Source organism: Pseudomonas sp. KCJK9111 (genome assembly GCF_046231935.1).
In the GTDB taxonomy this organism is placed as follows: Bacteria; Pseudomonadota; Gammaproteobacteria; order Pseudomonadales; family Pseudomonadaceae; genus Aquipseudomonas; species Aquipseudomonas parafulva_B.
Genome location: NZ_JBJJMO010000019.1, coordinates 12857 through 29413 on the forward strand (window position 1 = coordinate 12857; position 16557 = coordinate 29413).

A 16557-nucleotide genomic window follows, 5' to 3' on the forward strand; every position below is an offset into this window, starting at 1 on the left:
CCAGGCAACGTTCGGAAAGGTCATCGGCAAGGGCGATCAGGTCATGCCGATCGATCAAAGCTACCCAGCGAGCGGCGCAGACACGCCTTGATGAAGGCTTGATGGCTTTCCAGCGCCTCGCGCGCCAGACGCTGGTCTTCAGCGTCCAGGTCCAATCTGCGCAGCGCCAGGCAGCTGGTTTGTATCAGGTGGGCCACGCGGGTGCAGGCTAGCTGCAAGGCAAGCAGTTCCTGCTCGGCTTGCTGACGTCGACCTTCCTCAAGCGCCGTGTTCGCCTCGATCTTGCGCATCAGGTGATAGAACTTGGCGTCGGCGACCTCCCGCAGCAAGCTGTGCTGGGCGTGGTCCAGGGCGATGCCTTGTTCGACCTTCTCCGTGGTGGTTTGCAGGTTCAGCGAGCACAACAATTTCCACATTTCGCCCGTCATCGACCCAACCTTATGCCTGTTCTTTGTGACTAAGCTAGCAAGTCGCAATCGATTGAAACAACTGACAAAAATGCCAGTTGCCTCCATTGCCAACCTGTATGACGAAGCCACCGGGCAATCAGCAGGACATGTGCAAGGCGCGCAGCGTCATCAATCCCGCCAGGGGCCAATCCCCCTCAAGTTCCGCCAGGCTAGCCGTGCCCATGGCTGCCGGCCGTTGCAGGTGACCGTGTTCGAGCAGCCCGACCAGGTGGCCGACCAACGGTTGGTGGCTGACCAACAGCACGTGATCCAGACCAAGGCGTTCGATCTGGCCGATCGCGTGTTGCACATCACTCTCGGGGGCCAGCCACGGCACCGTGCGTACCGGCTCGCTAAACCCCAGCGCCTCATGGACCAACGCAGCGGTCTGCTGCGCCCGAACATAAGGGCTGGCAATGATCGCCTGCAGTGGCTTGCCTGCCAGGTGTGCGGCGCTGTGCAGAACCTGCTCGCGACCGTGCGCGGTCAAGCGCCGCTCGGCATCGCGGGTGGCTCGCGGCTCGGCTTCACCGTGGCGCAACACCCACAGGTTCACAGCTTGGGCTCTCGGTCAGGTTCAGCAGGCGCAGGCGCGCGCGCCACATGGGGCGCCTCGCCGTCCGCCGGGCGTGGTGCTGGCCAATCGGCAAACGGCCAGGGCTTCTGATCGGTATGGAAGGTGCCGAAACGTCCGATCTGAGCCAGGTACTGGCTCAGGCTATCGCCAACGTCCATCACGCTGGCGCTGGGCGCACCGTAGATCAGTCGATAGATCAACTGGACTACTACCAGACCGGCCAGCAGCAACTCGGCCAATTGCCAGACCACCAGGAAAACCAGCATCCAGACCACGCGCAGGATCAGGGACTCGCGCTGGGCATGTTCGGGGGTATCGTTCATGTGTCGCTCCTTGCCGTTTGCCAGGGTTATCAGGGTTCAGTTGAAGCCGCTGATGGAAATGAAATCGACATCGGTCTTCGGCTCGGCGCTCATCAGGTGCTCGATCACCTGATTCAACGTGCGGCCTTCGAACAGGATGGCATGCAGGCCAGCGACCAGGGGCATGTACACCTGCGCCTGCTGTGCCTTGGCCTTGAGTACCTTGAGGGTGTTGACGCCCTCTGCCACTTCCCCCAGCCGACTCACCGCCTCATCCAGGCTCAGCCCCTGGCCGAGCGCGTAGCCCACCTGGTAGTTACGACTCTTAGGTGAGGAGCAGGTGACGATCAGGTCGCCCACGCCGGCCAGGCCCAGGAAGGTCATGGGGTTGGCGCCCTGGCTGACCGCAAAGCGGGTCATCTCGGCCAGTGCGCGGGTAATCAACATGCTCTTGGTGTTCTCGCCCATGCCCAGCGCCACGGCCATGCCAGCGATGATGGCGTAGACGTTCTTCAGGGCGCCACCGAGTTCCACGCCAAAACGGTCGCTGCTGGCGTACACGCGGAAGGTCCTGCCATGCAGCACAGCCTGCACCTGTTGGCACAGGCGCTCGTCTTCGCTGGCCACCACAGTGGCAGTCAGGGCGTGCTCGGCAATTTCCCGGGCAAGGTTGGGCCCGGAGAGCACACCTATGCGCGCCTGCGGGGCGATCTCCTCGACGATCTGGCTCATCAGCTTGAACGTCTGGGCCTCGATCCCTTTGGTGAGGCTGACCAGTCCTTTGCCACGCAGCAGGTCGGCATGGGGCGCCAATACGCTGCGCAAGGCACTGGAGGGCAAGGCCACGAAAATCAGGTCGCACGCCTGGAGCGTGGCCAGCAGGTCATTGACCGGCTCTACCCCTTCGTGCAGCCCAATGCCCTTGAGGTAGCGCGGGTTCTCGCGATGCTCGCGCATCGCCTGGGCCTGTGCCGGGTCGCGCATCCATTGGCGCACTGGCACACCGTTCTGTGCCAGCAGGTTTGCCACGGCCGTGCCGAAGCTGCCGCCGCCCAGAACTGCAACAGGTTGCTGATCAGTCATATCCAATCCGTTAACACCTAAAATAAATGGCGACCGGCGCATTATACGGGTCACCTGCCCCGCGCCAAGGCCGGTCGGGCATTGCTCGCCCAGGCCAGGTGCATGCCCACCGATCGGCCAGCATCAATACCGCCGCAGATCACTGGCAAAACGGCAAAGTTCATTTACCATGCCGGTTTACCCACGATACAAGGCCGCTCCGTGCTCCCTGGCTCGCCTCCCTACCCGCGGCTGTTGCTGTTGACCGCCCTGCTCGGTGCACCTGCGCTGGCAGATGACTTGTTCATCGACAACAGCGACCTGCCACAGGTTTTGACTGCAACACGCCTCAAACAATCCCCGGCTGCGGTGCCAGGGAGCATGACCGTGCTCGACGGCGCCTTGATCCGGGCCAGCGGTGCGCGTGACATTCCCGAGCTGCTCAGGCTCGTGCCAGGGATGATGGTGGGCTATTTGGCTGGCAATCAACCGACCGTCAATTACCACGGCAGCAACGTCAACGAAGCGCGCCGCATGCAGGTGCTGATCGACGGCCGCTCGGTGTATCGGGCCGGGCTGGCGACGGTGGACTGGAGCGATATCCCGCTGGCGCTGGAAGACATCGACCGAATCGAGGTGTTCAGAGGGCCGAACACGGTCAGCTATGGCGCCAATGCCCTGATGGCCGTGGTGAACATCCTCACCCGCAATCCTGCCGACAGCCACGGCACGCGCCTGAAAGTCACGCGCGGGCAAAACGGCATCGACGACTTCTATGCCAGCCAAGGCTTTGGCTGGGACAACGGCGATATGCGTCTGTCCATCTCGGGCCTGCAGGATGATGGGTTCGACCATGACCAGTTCGGCCAGCACTACCGTGACAGCCGCCGCGCCACACGTTTGAACCTGAGCGCCAGCCATGTCCTGGCACAGGACCAGACACTGGACTGGCAACTGGCCGCCAAAGAAGGCACCAACCAGCGGCCCTATACCTACCAGCCAGTGTTCCCGTTCGTGACCCAGCGCGGCAAGGATGCCGACGTCAAGGCCATGGACTATGCAGGCTCGGTGCGCTGGAACATCGACTTTGCCGCTGAACACAGCCTGTACGTCCAGGGTTCGGCGCAGCACTTCGACCGCCAGCAAGTGTGGCGGGCCTGCGACGCGGCGTTGTCCTTCAGCCCCGAACTCACCCGCCTCTGGCAAATGAACCCCAATTACGCCGAACGGGTAGCCCGCGGCGCGAACAACCCGCCCCCTAGCAGCACCCCCCAGGAGCAGGCCCTGGTCGATGCGATCAAGGAGCAGTGGAACAACCAGGGCGGCAGTGACGTGGTGTGCGGCGATGTCGACCAGAGCACGCGTGAAACCCGCTATGACCTGGAAATCCAGGACACCTACAGCCTGACCGACAGCCTGCGCCTGCTCAGCGGCATGAACTATCGCTATGATCGTGCCGACTCGCAGACCTACTTCAATGGCAGCGTGGACGATCAGACCTGGCGGCTTTTCGGGCAACTGGAGTGGCGAGCCGACGAGCACTGGATCGTGCAGGGCGGCGCCATGTTCGAGGATTCGCGGCTCTCTGGCAGCTCGCTTACGCCACGGTTGGCGGTCAATTACCTGATCACCCCGCGCCATGGCCTGCGCGCCGTCTATTCCGAGGCGGTACGTTCGCCTGACATGTTCGAAAACAACGTCAACTGGAGCTACACCGTCAAGAACCTGATGCCCTACGCCTTCGGCCAGCAGCATGGCGAATACTTCGTCAAGACCCGCGGCCCTGGTGACCTGGAGCAGGAGCACATGCGCTCGCGTGAGCTGGGCTACAACGGCTACTTCAGCGACCTGGACCTGAGCATGGACCTGAAGGTGTTCTTTGATGAGATCACCGGCATGATCAGCGAGCCGCTCAAGAACAATCAGTACATCGCCAGCAATGCGAACCGCGCGCGCTTCAGCGGCAGCGAGGCCCAATTCGATTGGCGCCCTACCCTGCGCGACCGGCTGCGCTTGACCTTCGCCCATGTCGACGCGTGGGCCAGCAATCCTGCCGACCGCAACCTCAGCGCCAGCAACAGCGGCTCTGTCGGCTGGATGAGGGACTGGGGCCACGGCTGGTCCAGTGGTGCTTTCTATTATGGAGACGATGCCCTGAATCAGTACCGCTACGAACGCCTGGACCTGCGCGTGGCCAAGCGTTGGCGCGTGCACGAGAGCAACCTGGAACTGGCAGCCCTGTGGCAGCAACGCCTGGATGATGAGCCCACCACCGCCGTGCAGAACCGCTACGACAGCCGGCATCGGCTGAGCCTGAGCGCGGAGCTGGAGTTCTGATGGTTCGGTTGCTGCGCCTGTTGGTGCTATGGCTGTGGCCATTGGGGCAGTTGTCCGCTAGCGAAATCCTGCTGGTCGGCGCCCAGGACCAGCCGGGTATCCGCAGCTTCATCGCTGCCCTGGAAAGTCGACGCCCCAATGACCACGTGCATTTCCAGGCTGCCAGCGAGCTGCCTGCGCCGGGCCGGCTTGACCTGGACCTGCGCCTGGTGTTGCTGGACGATGAGGCATTGCAATGGCGCCTGTCGCAAACCGCCGGGCCACCGGCACTGGCCATGAGGGTCAGCCGGGTGCAGGTGGAACAGCGCCTGGGAAAGTCGCGCCCCGGGTTTCTCACCTTGCTGTGGAGCGACCCGCCGCTGGATCGACAACTGCGCCTGACCCGCTACCTGTTGCCGCAAGCCAGGCGCATCGGGGTGCTGTACGGTGAACACAGTGGTTTTCTGCTGGATGAGCTGCGCCGTGCCGCGCAACCGCTTGGCCTGGAGATCGTGGCACAGGCTTGGCCCGACCCGCGTGACAGCCGCCCCTTGCAATACCTTCTGGGCAGCAGTGACGTGCTGCTCGGGCTCGATGATCCGGACCTGTACAATTCCAAGACAGCGAAAAACCTGTTGCTCAGCAGTTACGGCCGTCAAATGGCGTTGATCGGACCCAATGCCGGGTTCGTTCGAGCCGGCGCGCTGGCCAGCACCTACAGCGACCAGCAAGATTGGCTGGGCGTGCTCGACAGCCTGCTCGGGCAATCGCCTGCGCGCTGGCCCCGCAGCCTCTACCCAGCTCATTTCGGGGTCAGCGGCAATCAGCAGGTGGCACGGGCGCTGGGCCTGGAGCCCATTGATCCCGACGCCGCCGCCCAAGCCCTGGCTGCTGGGGAGCGCACCCCATGACCAAGGGCCTGAACTGGGACATTCATACGCGCACACAGATCATCAGCCTAGGCCCGGCGCTGCTGCTGACGCTGCTTTTGATCAGCTTCTTCACGTTCGTGCGCATCCAGGATTTGCGTCAGGAGCTCAACCACACCGGCCAATTGATTGCCAACCAGCTTGCGCCCGCGTCCGAATACGGGGTCATCTCAGGCAACAATGAAGTGCTCGAAGGCCTGATGCGCGCCACCCTGAGCATTCCCCACGTGCGGTTTCTGGAGGTGCAGGACAGCCGCAACCATATTTTGGTGTACGTCGAGCAGTCTGACGAAAGCACCAACCGCGCCCAGCAGGTGGAGGTGTTTCAGGCGCCGATTCGTCTGCAACAGATTCGACTCGAAAGCGATTTCCTCCAGGAAGGCCTGGCGGCTGCCCCGGCTATTGGCGATGACTACCTGGGGCGGGTCATCGTCGGCATGTCGGACGATGCGTTCAGTCAGCGTCAGCAGGAGATCGTGATCAAGGCCGCCGTGCTGGCATTGTTCGCACTACTGTTCACCTTCTTGCTGGCTCGCCGCCTGGCCCTGAGCCTGGCCAAACCCATCAGCGACATGGGCCATGCCGTCAAGGCCATCCAGCAGGGTCACTACGATACGCCCGTTCCGGTGGTGGACGACAGCGAGCTGGGGCATCTGGCCCGGCACATCAATAATCTGGCCCGCGCGCTCGAGCAGGCCAGTACCGAGCAGAAGAAAGCCATTGCCGAGCTGATCCAGGCACGCGAAGAGGCCGAGCAGGCCAACCGCGCCAAGTCCGATTTCCTGGCCATGATGAGCCACGAGCTGCGCACACCGCTCAACGGTGTACTGGGCATGCTGCAATTGCTCGAAACCACCTCGATGAGCAGCGAGCAGGCCGACTACACCGCAGTGGCGAGCGAGTCGACGGGGCATCTGCTGCGGGTCATCAATGACATCCTCGATTTCTCGCGGATTGAACGGGCGGCCTTGCAGCTCGAGCACATCGATTTCAACCTCGGCGAGCTCATCACCCACTGCGTCCAGTCATTCCAGCATGCAGCGCAGCAACAAGGGCTGGCGCTGGACTTGAGCCTGGCCGAGAACACCGCCCAGTTGCAGGTGAACGGCGACCCTACCCGGATCCGGCAGATTCTCCTGAACCTGATCGGTAATGCCCTGAAGTTCACCGAACAGGGTCAGGTGCGGGTCGAGGCCCGTTGGCAGGTGATGGATGAGCAGCGCATCTGGCTGACATGCAGCGTGCAGGACACGGGCATTGGCATCGACAATGATCGACTGGAAATGATGTTCGTCGCGTTCCAGCAGGCCGACAGCTCGATTTCCCGTCGCTACGGCGGCACCGGCTTGGGCCTGTCCATCGCGCGTACCCTGGCCGAACGCATGGGTGGGCACCTGCATGGCCAGAGCCTCGAAGGCCATGGCTCGACCTTTACGCTGGAAATGCCCCTGGCATTGCCAGCATTGACGCGCCAGGCCCGCCGCGTTGCGCCGCCCAGCCAGCTAGCCTGGACCGAACCCACCAGGGTATTGCTGGTCGAAGACAATGCCGTCAACCAGAGCGTCACCGAGGCCATGTTGCGCAGCCTGGGCGTTGAGGTGAGCACGGCCGATGACGGCCAGCAGGCCGTGGAGCAGGTCAGGCTGCAGCGTTTCGCTGCCGTTTTCATGGACTGTGGCCTGCCCTACATGGACGGTTACGAGGCCACGCGCCAACTGCGCCTGCTGACAAACGGCGCGCACGTGCCGATCATCGCCCTAACCGCCAATGCGTTGCAGGGTGACCGCGAACGGTGCCTTGCCGCAGGGATGGATGACTACCTGAGCAAACCCCTGCGCCGCAGTGAATTGCAGCAAGTGCTGGCGCGCTGGCTGCCAGGACAGGCAACCGCGACTGGCGATAAATGCTAAAGTGCGGCAGTCTTAAACACTGGACAGGACTCCTTTCGGACCTGAAAATAGACGTTTCAGTGCACACCTGTACTTCTTTCGACAGGTGCGCTGTGACTTTCACTACAACGCAATAGTCTACCTGTAGGCTGCCGCCCCGCTCGCGATGCGTGACGGGCCGGCCGGGAAGATTCATCCCCTGCCGCAGGGGGTTATTGAGGAGCTCGCATGACCAAACAACACGCCTTTACTCGGGAAGACCTGCTGCGCTGCAGTCGCGGTGAGCTGTTCGGCCCAGGTAATGCGCAACTGCCCGCGCCGAACATGCTGATGGTCGATCGCATCACCCACATCAGTGAAGAAGGCGGCAAGTACGGCAAAGGTGAATTGGTCGCCGAGCTGGACATCAATCCTGATCTTTGGTTTTTTGCCTGCCATTTCGAAGGCGACCCCGTGATGCCAGGGTGCCTGGGCCTCGATGCCATGTGGCAGCTGGTCGGCTTTTTCCTGGGCTGGCAAGGCCTGCCGGGCCGCGGTCGTGCACTGGGTTCCGGTGAAGTGAAGTTCTTCGGCCAGGTGCTGCCCACCGCCAAGAATGTCACCTACAACATTCACATCAAGCGCGTGCTCAAAGGCAAGCTGAACATGGCCATCGCCGATGGTTCGGTCAGTGTCGATGGCCGCGAGATCTACACCGCCGAAGGCCTGCGGGTCGGCGTGTTCACCTCCACTGACAACTTCTAAGGGTTATTCGCATGCGCCGCGTCGTTATCACTGGTCTGGGCATCGTGTCGTGCCTGGGCAATGACAAAGCTACCGTCACCGAAAACCTGCGCAACAGCCGTCCGGGTATTCGTTACAACCCGGAATACAAGGAAATGGGGCTGCGTAGCCAGGTTTCCGGCTCCATCGACCTCAATCTCGAAGAACTGATCGACCGCAAGGTCTTCCGTTTCGTCGGGCATGCGGCTGCCTACGCCTATCTGGCGATGCAGGACGCCATCAAGGACTCGGGCCTGACCGAAGAGCAGGTCTCCAGCCCGCGTACCGGCCTGGTTGCCGGCTCCGGTGGTGCATCGACCCTGAACCAGATGGAAGCGCTGGATACCCTGCGCGAAAAAGGCGTCAAGCGTGTAGGCCCCTACCGGGTAACCCGCACCATGGGCAGCACTGTTTCGGCGTGCCTGGCGACGCCGTTCAAGATCAAGGGCATCAACTACTCGATCTCTTCTGCATGCGCTACATCGGCCCACTGCATTGGTACTGCACTGGAGCAGATCCAATGGGGCAAGCAGGACATCGTGTTCGCCGGCGGCGGTGAAGAAGAGCACTGGAGCCAGTCGTTCCTGTTCGATGCCATGGGCGCCCTGTCGACCAAGCGCAACGAAACCCCGGAACTGGCCTCGCGTGCCTATGACGCAGACCGCGATGGCTTCGTCATCGCCGGTGGCGGTGGCATGGTGGTGGTCGAAGAGCTGGAACATGCGCTGGCCCGTGGCGCCAAGATTTACGCCGAGATCGTCGGCTATGGCGCCACCTCCGACGGCTATGACATGGTCGCGCCAAGCGGCGAAGGCGCCATCCGCTGCATGCAGCAGGCGCTGTCGACCGTCGATACGCCGATCGACTACCTGAACACCCACGGCACCTCTACCCCAGTGGGCGACGTTGCCGAAATGAAGGGCGTTCGTGAAGTGTTCGGCGAAAATGCACCAAAGATCAGCTCGACCAAGAGCTTGTCCGGTCACTCCCTGGGGGCTGCCGGTGTACACGAGGCGATCTACTGCCTGCTGATGATGGAGAACAACTTCATCGCCGGCTCGGCCAACATCGACGAGCTGGACCCGGCGGTCGCTGACTTGCCGATCCTGCGCAAGACCGAAGAAAATGCCAAGATCGATACGGTCATGAGCAACAGCTTCGGTTTCGGCGGCACCAACGCCACCCTGGTGCTCAAGCGCTGGGAAGGCAAGTGATTCGCTGACGCGCCAATAGAAAACGCCCCGACTGGTTCGGGGCGTTTTCATTTACGTTGTAAAAAAGATCCCGTTGGGCACGACGTGACCTGTGTCATTTCCCCTTGGGCAGTACAGCCAGGAAGTTGTCCTTGGCCACGCGCGTGGCCACGTCCTCGGGCAGGGCATCCAGAAATGGCCTGAAACTGTCCATCTCCTCCCCCAGGCTATCGAAGCGGCCGACCATATCCGAGCCCAGCATGAACCGCGTCGGATACCGCTTTACCAGCGCCAGCCAGGCTTCGCGTGGGACGCCTTGCTCATCGAGCAGGTAGGGCTTGAGCACACTCCACGACAGGTCCACGTACAGGTTCGGGTAATCCTCGAGCAATCGCGTCAGTACGGGCAGCAGAAAATCCATCTGTGTCTGATGCCGGTGAATTTCCATGCTGCTGCCAGCGTGTGCCCAGATGAAGCGCGTATGCGGATGATTGCGCAGGGGCTCTTCGATCTCGGCCAGGTACAAAGGGTTACGCTCGCGCTTGGAGGTGATGTTGGAATGCAACAGCACCGGCAGGTCGCGCTCGGCGGCCAGGTGGTAGACCCGGGTCATGGCTTCGTTGTTGGCACGCGGGGTTTCACCGCTGGTCAACGCCGTCAGGTCATCGTGACGGGTGAATACCTCGCCGATACCCTGCCAGAGGCCTGGATAAAGGTCGAGCATGCGCTCGATATGGCTCACGGCATTCTTGTCGACTGGATTGAAGCCGGTCAGAAAGGGGTGGAATCGCTTGCGCTGTTCGCCCGACAACTGCTGCAGCGCCGCTGCCACATAAGTGTCGGTGGCACTGTACCAATAGGCGTCGGCATCGTCGCCGGCGTAATAGCGGGGGCGCTTGGGCTCGTCTTCATGCCATTTCTTGGCAACGGGGATGCCGGAGATCATCGACTGATCGATGCCTGCAGCGTCCATGGCCTTGAGCAGCGCCGGCATACCTTCGGATTCCTGGAAGAAATCCACGTAATGCAGGTGCGCGTCGCTGTAGCGGTATTCACGGGCCTCGGCACCTGGGCCAAGCCAGGCGGTGAACGCTACGCAGGCCAGTGCTCTGGCGATCATGGTTGGCTTCCTTGTAAGGGGCAAACCTACTAGACCTGCAAGGGCAGCGTGCGGTTCGCCAGCCCTGCCATCAACGCAGCGCTGGCACTCGCTCCGGTCACGTGCGCGCTAGCGCTGGAATACCTCGGCCAGCAGGTTGTGCATTGCCCGGAAGGCCCGCTCGGAGGTGCGCCGGTCGTACTGCGTCTTGCCAGGCACGTTGGCATCCGGGTCAGTGAACGAATGCACCGCACCGCCATAGCTCACCAGTTGCCAATCGACTTTGGCGGCGTTCATTTCGTTTTCGAACGCCGGGAGCTGCTCTTGGGGCACCAAGGGGTCGGATGCGCCATGCAGCACCAGGACCGAGCCCTTGATGCGTTTGGCATCCTCAGGGTCAGGCGTGTCCAGTGTGCCGTGGAAGGAGATCGCTGCACGCAGATCAGCCCCCGCACGTGCCAGTTCGAGCGCACAGCACCCCCCGAAGCAGAACCCGAAGGTTGCCACCTTGCCGGGGCTCAGTGGCGCCTTGGACTGGCCCAGCAACTGCGCAAGGGCGCCTTCCATGCGCCTGCGCAACTCGCCGCGGTCATTTTTGAGCGGCATCATTGCAGCGCCCGCCTCATCGGCATTCGCCGGGCGAACGGTCTGACCATAGAGATCGACGAGCAGCACCACATAACCTTGCGCTGCCACTTCCTTGGCGATGCGCTCGGCCCCTTCTGTCACGCCCATCCAGTTGGGCGCCATCACCAGGCCAGGCCGATCCAGGGCGCCGGGCTCATAGGCCAAACGGCTCTCGAAGGTCTTGCCGGACAGGTGGTGGACCAGTGATTCGACGACTACTTCGCTCATGCTGTACTCCTTAAAGCTGCACCATGAAAAAAGCCCGCCGAAGCGGGCTTTAGCCATACGTCAATTCAAGCAGACAACTCGACCAACAGCTTGTTCAGGCGCCGCACGTAGGCTGCGGGGTCTTTCAGACTGTCACCGGCTGCCAGCGCGGCCTGGTCGAACAGAATGTGCGACAGCTCGGCGAAGCGGTCCTCGCTCTGTTCGTGATCGAGCTTCTCGATCAGCGGGTGAGTCGGGTTGAACTCGAAGATGGGCTTGGAATCGGGCACTTTCTGGCCGCTGGCTTCCAGAATCTGGCGCATCTGCAGCCCCAGGTCCTGCTCGCCGATGGCCAGAATGGCTGGCGAATCTGTCAGGCGATGGGAGACGCGGACCTCGGCGACGTTTTCGCCCAATGCGCTTTTCAGGCGCTCTACCAGGCCTTCCTTATCCTTGGCGACTTCTTCCTGGGCCTTTTTGTCTTCTTCGGTATCCAGTTTGCCCAGGTCCAGATCGCCACGGGCCACATCCACGAACGCCTTGCCGTCGAATTCGTTCAGGTAGCTCATCAGCCACTCGTCGATGCGATCGGTCAGCAGCAACACTTCGATGCCTTTCTTGCGGAAGACTTCGAGGTGCGGGCTGTTCTTGACCTGCGCGTAGGACTCGCCGGTGAGGTAGTAGATCTTGTCCTGCCCTTCCTTGGCGCGGGCCAGGTAGTCGGCCAGCGACACGCTCTGCTCGCCGATTTCGTCGTGGGTAGACGCAAAGCGCAACAGGCCAGCGATCTTTTCCTTGTTGGCAAAGTCTTCGGCGGGGCCCTCTTTCAACACCTGACCGAAGTTCTTCCAGAAGCTCTTGTACTGCTCTGGCTCGTTCTTGGACAGTTTTTCGAGCATGTCCAGCACGCGCTTGGTCAACGCGGTCTTCATCGAATCGATGATCGGGTCTTTCTGCAGGATTTCCCGCGACACGTTCAGCGACAAGTCGTTGGAGTCCACGACACCCTTGATAAAGCGCAGGTAAAGCGGCAGGAACGACTCGGCCTGATCCATGATGAACACGCGCTGAACGTACAGCTTCAAGCCACGCGGCGCTTCACGCTGGTACAGGTCGAACGGGGCGCGGGCAGGCACGTACAGCAGCGAGTTGTATTCAAGCTTGCCTTCGACCTTGTTATGGCTCCAGGCCAACGGGTTTTCGAAGTCATGGCCGATGTGCTTGTAGAACTCCTGATATTCCTCGTCCTTGATCTCGGTACGCGGACGGGTCCACAGGGCGCTTGCACGGTTGACGGTTTCCCACTCTTGGGCTGGCTGCTCTTCGCCTTCGGCTGCTGTCTGTTCCTTGGGCAACTGAATTGGCAGGGCAATGTGATCGGAGTACTTCTTGACCACGTTGCGCAGGCGCCAGCCATCGGCGAATTCCAGCTCGTCCTTTTTCAGGTGCAGAACAATGCGGGTACCGCGCTCAGGCTTGTCGATGGTCGCGACTTCAAACTCGCCCTCGCCCTTGGACGACCAGTGCACGCCTTCGCTGGCGGGCTGGCCCGCGCGACGGCTGTAGACATCGACCTGGTCAGCCACGATGAATGCCGAGTAGAAGCCCACGCCAAACTGACCGATCAGGTGCGAGTCTTTCTTCTGATCGCCGGTGAGGTTCTTCATGAAGTCGGCAGTGCCGGATTTGGCAATGGTACCCAGGTGAGCGATGACGTCGTCGCGGCTCATGCCGATGCCGTTGTCCTCGAGGGTGACCGTACCGGCCTCCTTGTCGAAACTCAGGCGAATCTTCAGGTCCGCATCGCCTTCGAGCAGTTCGGGCTTTGCCAGCGCCTCGAAACGCAGCTTATCGGAGGCGTCGGAGGCGTTGGAGATCAGTTCGCGCAGGAAGATCTCCTTGTTCGAGTACAAGGAATGGATCATGAGGTGCAGCAGTTGCTTTACCTCGGTCTGGAAGCCCAGCGTTTCTTTTTGAGTCTCCACGCTCATGTTCTTCAAACTCCGATCAGATGACAGTGGTCGCCAAGCGGCATGGATGGCTGCGTTGGCGGCGGATGTCATGCAGATGGGGGCTGCCGAATTGATTTCAAGGGCTTGCCCGATTCGATCTTCAAATCCGAGCGGGTCGTGGCGAGCTGCTTAGCCGCCCTGCTGGCCGCAGGCGGTAGATCGTTTCCAGGTTCAGACGGGTGCCGATACTGACGCAACGAAGTGACGTGCATGTGCGTACCTGCCGTGCACTGCCATACCGGCGTAGTTGCAGTTGCCCGCGGCCGTTAACCCGCCTTAGTGCGAAACACTCGCCATGGCCGGAAGTTCAGTTTCAAGATATTTAATATCTGCGTAATGACGGTGGAACTAATCCAGCAGGGCCCGACTCGAAGCATCAAGTCAACTTATTCCACCAAGGAGAGACACCCTCATGCGTAAACCATTTGCTTTTGCTCTGATGCTGGCTGCTGCCATGGGCCTGGCTGCTTGCGATAAAGCGAGCGAAGACAAAGCCCAGGACGCACAAGAACACCGTGAAGAAGCCCAGGAGAAGATGGGTGACGCACAGGACAAGATGAACGAAGCCGCCAAGGAAAACGCCGAAGCTGCCCAAGACCAGGCCGAAGCCAATCGCAAGGCTGCCGAAGAGGCTGCCCCAGCCACGCCAGCGACCACCACTACTCCGGCCGATCCTGCCAAGCAGTAATCGAACCGAACAAAAAAACCCGACATTGTCGGGTTTTTTTGTGCCTGTCATTCGTGGACTAATCGTTTCAGTTGGGCAACGTGGACTGTGGGGCGTGCAACTCGCCTGTCGAACTTTCGGTGGGGGTGAACACCATGACGTCAAGCACGTCTGAATGGAACTCGCGGCGATAAAGGATCAGCACAACCCCTACACTTACCGCCATGAACAACCAGGGGTTGATAAACCAGCTCAACATGGCCATGCCGAAGTAATAAGCGCGCAGCCCGAAGTTGAATTGGTTGGCCGCCAATGACAGCACCCTGGCCGCCCTCAAGGCAAAGGCCTTGCGCTCTAGTTCGCTTACCTGACGCTCGCCGATCATGGGCGCCGAGCCCACCAGTACGGCAGCGAAGTTGTATTGACGCATGCACCAGCTGAACGTGAAGAAGGCATACACGAACACCGTGGCCAGGCACAGCAACTTGATCTCCGACATGCCCTGGGATGCCTGCTGCACCAGCGGCAGATCCGCCAGCAACGACAGCGCGCGGTCGGAAGCCCCCAGCACAGTCAAGATACCCGCCAGGATGATCAGGGTGCTGGAGGCGAAAAAGGAGGCGTTGCGTTCCAGGTTGCCGATGACGCTGGCATCGGCAATGCGGTTGTCACGCAGCAGCATCCTGCGCATCCAGTCTTCACGGTACAAATGCAACACGCTGGCCAGGCATGCGGTGTCTCGCCCCTTCCAGATGGCATAGCGCGTATAGCCGCCCCAGCACAGCACGAACCAGCATGCCGCTATGAGGTTATTGAGGTTGCTCAGGATGAAGTTCATGCAGAGATCCGTAGGTGCCATGTGCCGAAAGCATAAAGACCGTCTTTCGACGCTGGCAAGCCGCAAAAGGCACGCGAACTCCGGCGAATAATTTCCAAGGCGGCTCGCTTGCGCCGTTTGCCAAGGTGCATACGAACAAAAGCCCCGCATCCTTGCGAATGCGGGGCTTGCAGTGCCAAGCGGTGGGTCCAGCATCTCATGGCTTGTGGCCGATGCCGCACCCTGGGCTTAGCAACTCATGCCATGGCCTGGCGGGGCTTGCCGAGCATGCGATCGCATACCACTGCACCCACCAAGGTCACCACCGACGGCACCAGCCAAGCCAGGCCCTGATCGCTCAAGGGCAAGTGAGCCATGAAGTCCGGGAGTACGTGGGCAATGTCGCTACCTTTGACGGCATCTACCATGCCGAACAGCAACGAGACCAGCATCACCGGGCCGAGGATGCGCGTTGGCGAGTTCCACAGCTCGTTCACGAAGCTCAGCCCCACCACGACGATGCACGGCGGGTAGATGGCGGTGAGCACAGGGATCGAGAACATGATCAGCTTGGTCAGCCCGAGGTTGGACACCAGCAGCGAGAAGCCTGCCAGGATCACGACCAGCGCGCGGTAGGACAACGGCAGGATCTGGCTGAAGTACTCGGCACAGGCGCAGGTCAAGCCCACGGCAGTCACCAGGCACGCCAGTGCGATCAACACGGCCAGGAAGCCGCTGCCCAACGAGCCGAAGGTATGTTGCACATAGGCGTGCAGCACAGCCGCCCCGTTGCTGGCCCCTGCCGCGATTTCGTGGCTACCGGCGCCCAGGCGGAACAGGCTGATATACACCAGCGCCAGGCCAACACCGGCAATCAATCCGGCAATGATGGCATAGCGAGTGATCAACTTGGGCGACTCCACGCCGCGCGAGCGGATGGCGTTGACGATGACGATGCCAAATACCAGCGCCCCGAGCGTATCCATGGTCAGGTAGCCATCGGAGAAGCCCTTGGAGAACGCGGCAGCAGCATAGGCAGGCTGCGCCTCGCCAATGGTGCCCGCTGGCAAGGCGAAGGCCGCGATGCCAAGCACGGCCAGCGCGATGATCTTGAGCGGTGCCAGGAACCGACCCACGGTGTCCAGCAGCTTGCCAGGGTACATCGACACCGCCAACACCACGATGAAGTAGACCAGGCTGTAGATGAACAGCGCCAGCGGGCTTTCACCCGTCAACGGCGCTACACCCACTTCGAACGATACCGTGGCGGTACGCGGTGTTGCGAACAAGGGGCCGACCGACAGGTAGCAAACGGCGGCCAGCAGGCCACCAAAGAACTTGCCGATCGGGCTGCTCAGCGCATCCATGCCGCCGCCGACCTTGGCCAGGGCGACCACGGTGATCACAGGCAGCCCCACCGCCGTGACCAAAAAGCCCAGCGCAGCCATCCACACGTGCGGGCCGGATTGCAGGCCGACGATGGGCGGAAAGATGATATTGCCAGCGCCTACGAAAAGCGCGAACGTCATAAAGCCAAGCGCCAGGATATCCTGGCCTTTGAGAACTTTCATTTGAGGTAGTACCACACTGCTGAAATCGGGATTCGTGAGGGGATTTCCCCATGGGTGAGGGAAATGCTGCCCGGCTTG

The 16557-nt window shown here is 61.3% G+C and carries 15 protein-coding genes; 6 read left to right on the forward strand and 9 right to left on the reverse strand.

Going from position 1 to position 16557, the window contains the following annotated elements; all coding sequences use genetic code 11:
* Positions 1 to 41: 41 nt before the first annotated feature.
* The 4 genes from ACK59L_RS09355 to ACK59L_RS09370 form a co-directional block, all read right to left on the reverse strand.
* Positions 42 to 416, reverse strand: coding sequence for a hypothetical protein (locus tag ACK59L_RS09355; protein ID WP_167338825.1), 375 nt, complete (start codon positions 414 to 416; stop codon positions 42 to 44).
* 130 nt (positions 417 to 546) lie between these two features.
* Positions 547 to 1005, reverse strand: a complete 459-nt coding sequence (sixA, locus tag ACK59L_RS09360) for a phosphohistidine phosphatase SixA (RefSeq protein ID WP_058602679.1) — start codon at positions 1003 to 1005, stop codon at positions 547 to 549.
* Positions 1002 to 1349 (reverse strand): DUF4389 domain-containing protein, encoded by a 348-nt coding sequence (locus ACK59L_RS09365; RefSeq protein WP_058602678.1) that lies wholly within the window; start codon positions 1347 to 1349, stop codon positions 1002 to 1004. The genes sixA and ACK59L_RS09365 overlap by 4 nt, the downstream gene beginning before the upstream one ends.
* 36 nt (positions 1350 to 1385) lie before the next feature.
* On the reverse strand, positions 1386 to 2411 hold the full coding sequence (locus ACK59L_RS09370) for an NAD(P)H-dependent glycerol-3-phosphate dehydrogenase (RefSeq protein WP_409273188.1): 1026 nt from the start codon (positions 2409 to 2411) through the stop codon (positions 1386 to 1388).
* A gap of 201 nt (positions 2412 to 2612) precedes the next feature.
* On the opposite strand from ACK59L_RS09370, the gene ACK59L_RS09375 reads away from it, so the two are divergent.
* The 5 genes from ACK59L_RS09375 to fabB all read left to right on the forward strand — a co-directional run bounded on the left by ACK59L_RS09375 (position 2613) and on the right by fabB (position 9500).
* Positions 2613 to 4727, forward strand: coding sequence for a TonB-dependent receptor plug domain-containing protein (locus ACK59L_RS09375; protein WP_409273189.1), 2115 nt, complete (start codon positions 2613 to 2615; stop codon positions 4725 to 4727).
* A complete protein-coding gene (locus ACK59L_RS09380) occupies positions 4727 to 5617 on the forward strand; it encodes an ABC transporter substrate-binding protein (protein ID WP_409273191.1) in 891 nt (296 codons plus the stop codon). Before ACK59L_RS09375 ends, ACK59L_RS09380 begins: the two co-directional genes overlap by 1 nt.
* Positions 5614 to 7545 carry an ATP-binding protein gene (locus tag ACK59L_RS09385; protein WP_196136675.1) on the forward strand — a complete coding sequence of 644 codons (1932 nt, stop codon included), beginning with the start codon at positions 5614 to 5616 and terminating at the stop codon, positions 7543 to 7545. Before ACK59L_RS09380 ends, ACK59L_RS09385 begins: the two co-directional genes overlap by 4 nt.
* 207 nt (positions 7546 to 7752) lie before the next feature.
* Entirely contained in the window at positions 7753 to 8268 is a 516-nt protein-coding gene (gene fabA, locus ACK59L_RS09390) for a 3-hydroxyacyl-[acyl-carrier-protein] dehydratase FabA (protein ID WP_023533607.1), read from the forward strand.
* An 11-nt stretch (positions 8269 to 8279) separates the two neighbouring features.
* A complete protein-coding gene (fabB, locus tag ACK59L_RS09395; RefSeq protein ID WP_058639738.1) occupies positions 8280 to 9500 on the forward strand; it encodes a beta-ketoacyl-ACP synthase I in 1221 nt (406 codons plus the stop codon).
* 94 nt (positions 9501 to 9594) lie between these two features.
* Here the strand turns inward: fabB and ACK59L_RS09400 are convergent, their stop codons facing one another.
* The 3 genes from ACK59L_RS09400 to htpG form a co-directional block, all read right to left on the reverse strand.
* Complete coding sequence (locus ACK59L_RS09400) at positions 9595 to 10599, reverse strand: amidohydrolase family protein (protein ID WP_409273194.1); 1005 nt, start codon at positions 10597 to 10599, stop codon at positions 9595 to 9597.
* Between the two features lie 108 nt (positions 10600 to 10707).
* Positions 10708 to 11433, reverse strand: coding sequence for a dienelactone hydrolase family protein (locus tag ACK59L_RS09405; RefSeq protein WP_409273196.1), 726 nt, complete (start codon positions 11431 to 11433; stop codon positions 10708 to 10710).
* 65 nt (positions 11434 to 11498) lie between these two features.
* Positions 11499 to 13403: a molecular chaperone HtpG gene (gene htpG, locus ACK59L_RS09410; RefSeq protein WP_409273198.1), complete on the reverse strand. Its 1905-nt coding sequence runs from the start codon at positions 13401 to 13403 to the stop codon at positions 11499 to 11501.
* A gap of 433 nt (positions 13404 to 13836) precedes the next feature.
* Here htpG and ACK59L_RS09415 point away from each other — a divergent pair, with 433 nt between their 5' ends.
* A complete protein-coding gene (locus tag ACK59L_RS09415; RefSeq protein ID WP_058602669.1) occupies positions 13837 to 14112 on the forward strand; it encodes a hypothetical protein in 276 nt (91 codons plus the stop codon).
* 67 nt (positions 14113 to 14179) lie between these two features.
* On the opposite strand, the gene ACK59L_RS09420 is transcribed toward ACK59L_RS09415, so the two are convergent.
* Both ACK59L_RS09420 and brnQ read right to left on the reverse strand, forming a co-directional pair.
* The gene (locus ACK59L_RS09420; RefSeq protein ID WP_058602668.1) at positions 14180 to 14929 is read right to left on the reverse strand and encodes a DUF599 domain-containing protein; all 750 of its coding nucleotides are present in this window, start codon (positions 14927 to 14929) and stop codon (positions 14180 to 14182) included.
* Between the two features lie 236 nt (positions 14930 to 15165).
* Entirely contained in the window at positions 15166 to 16479 is a 1314-nt protein-coding gene (gene brnQ / locus ACK59L_RS09425) for a branched-chain amino acid transport system II carrier protein (RefSeq protein WP_058602667.1), read from the reverse strand.
* Between the last annotated feature and the right edge of the window lie 78 nt (positions 16480 to 16557).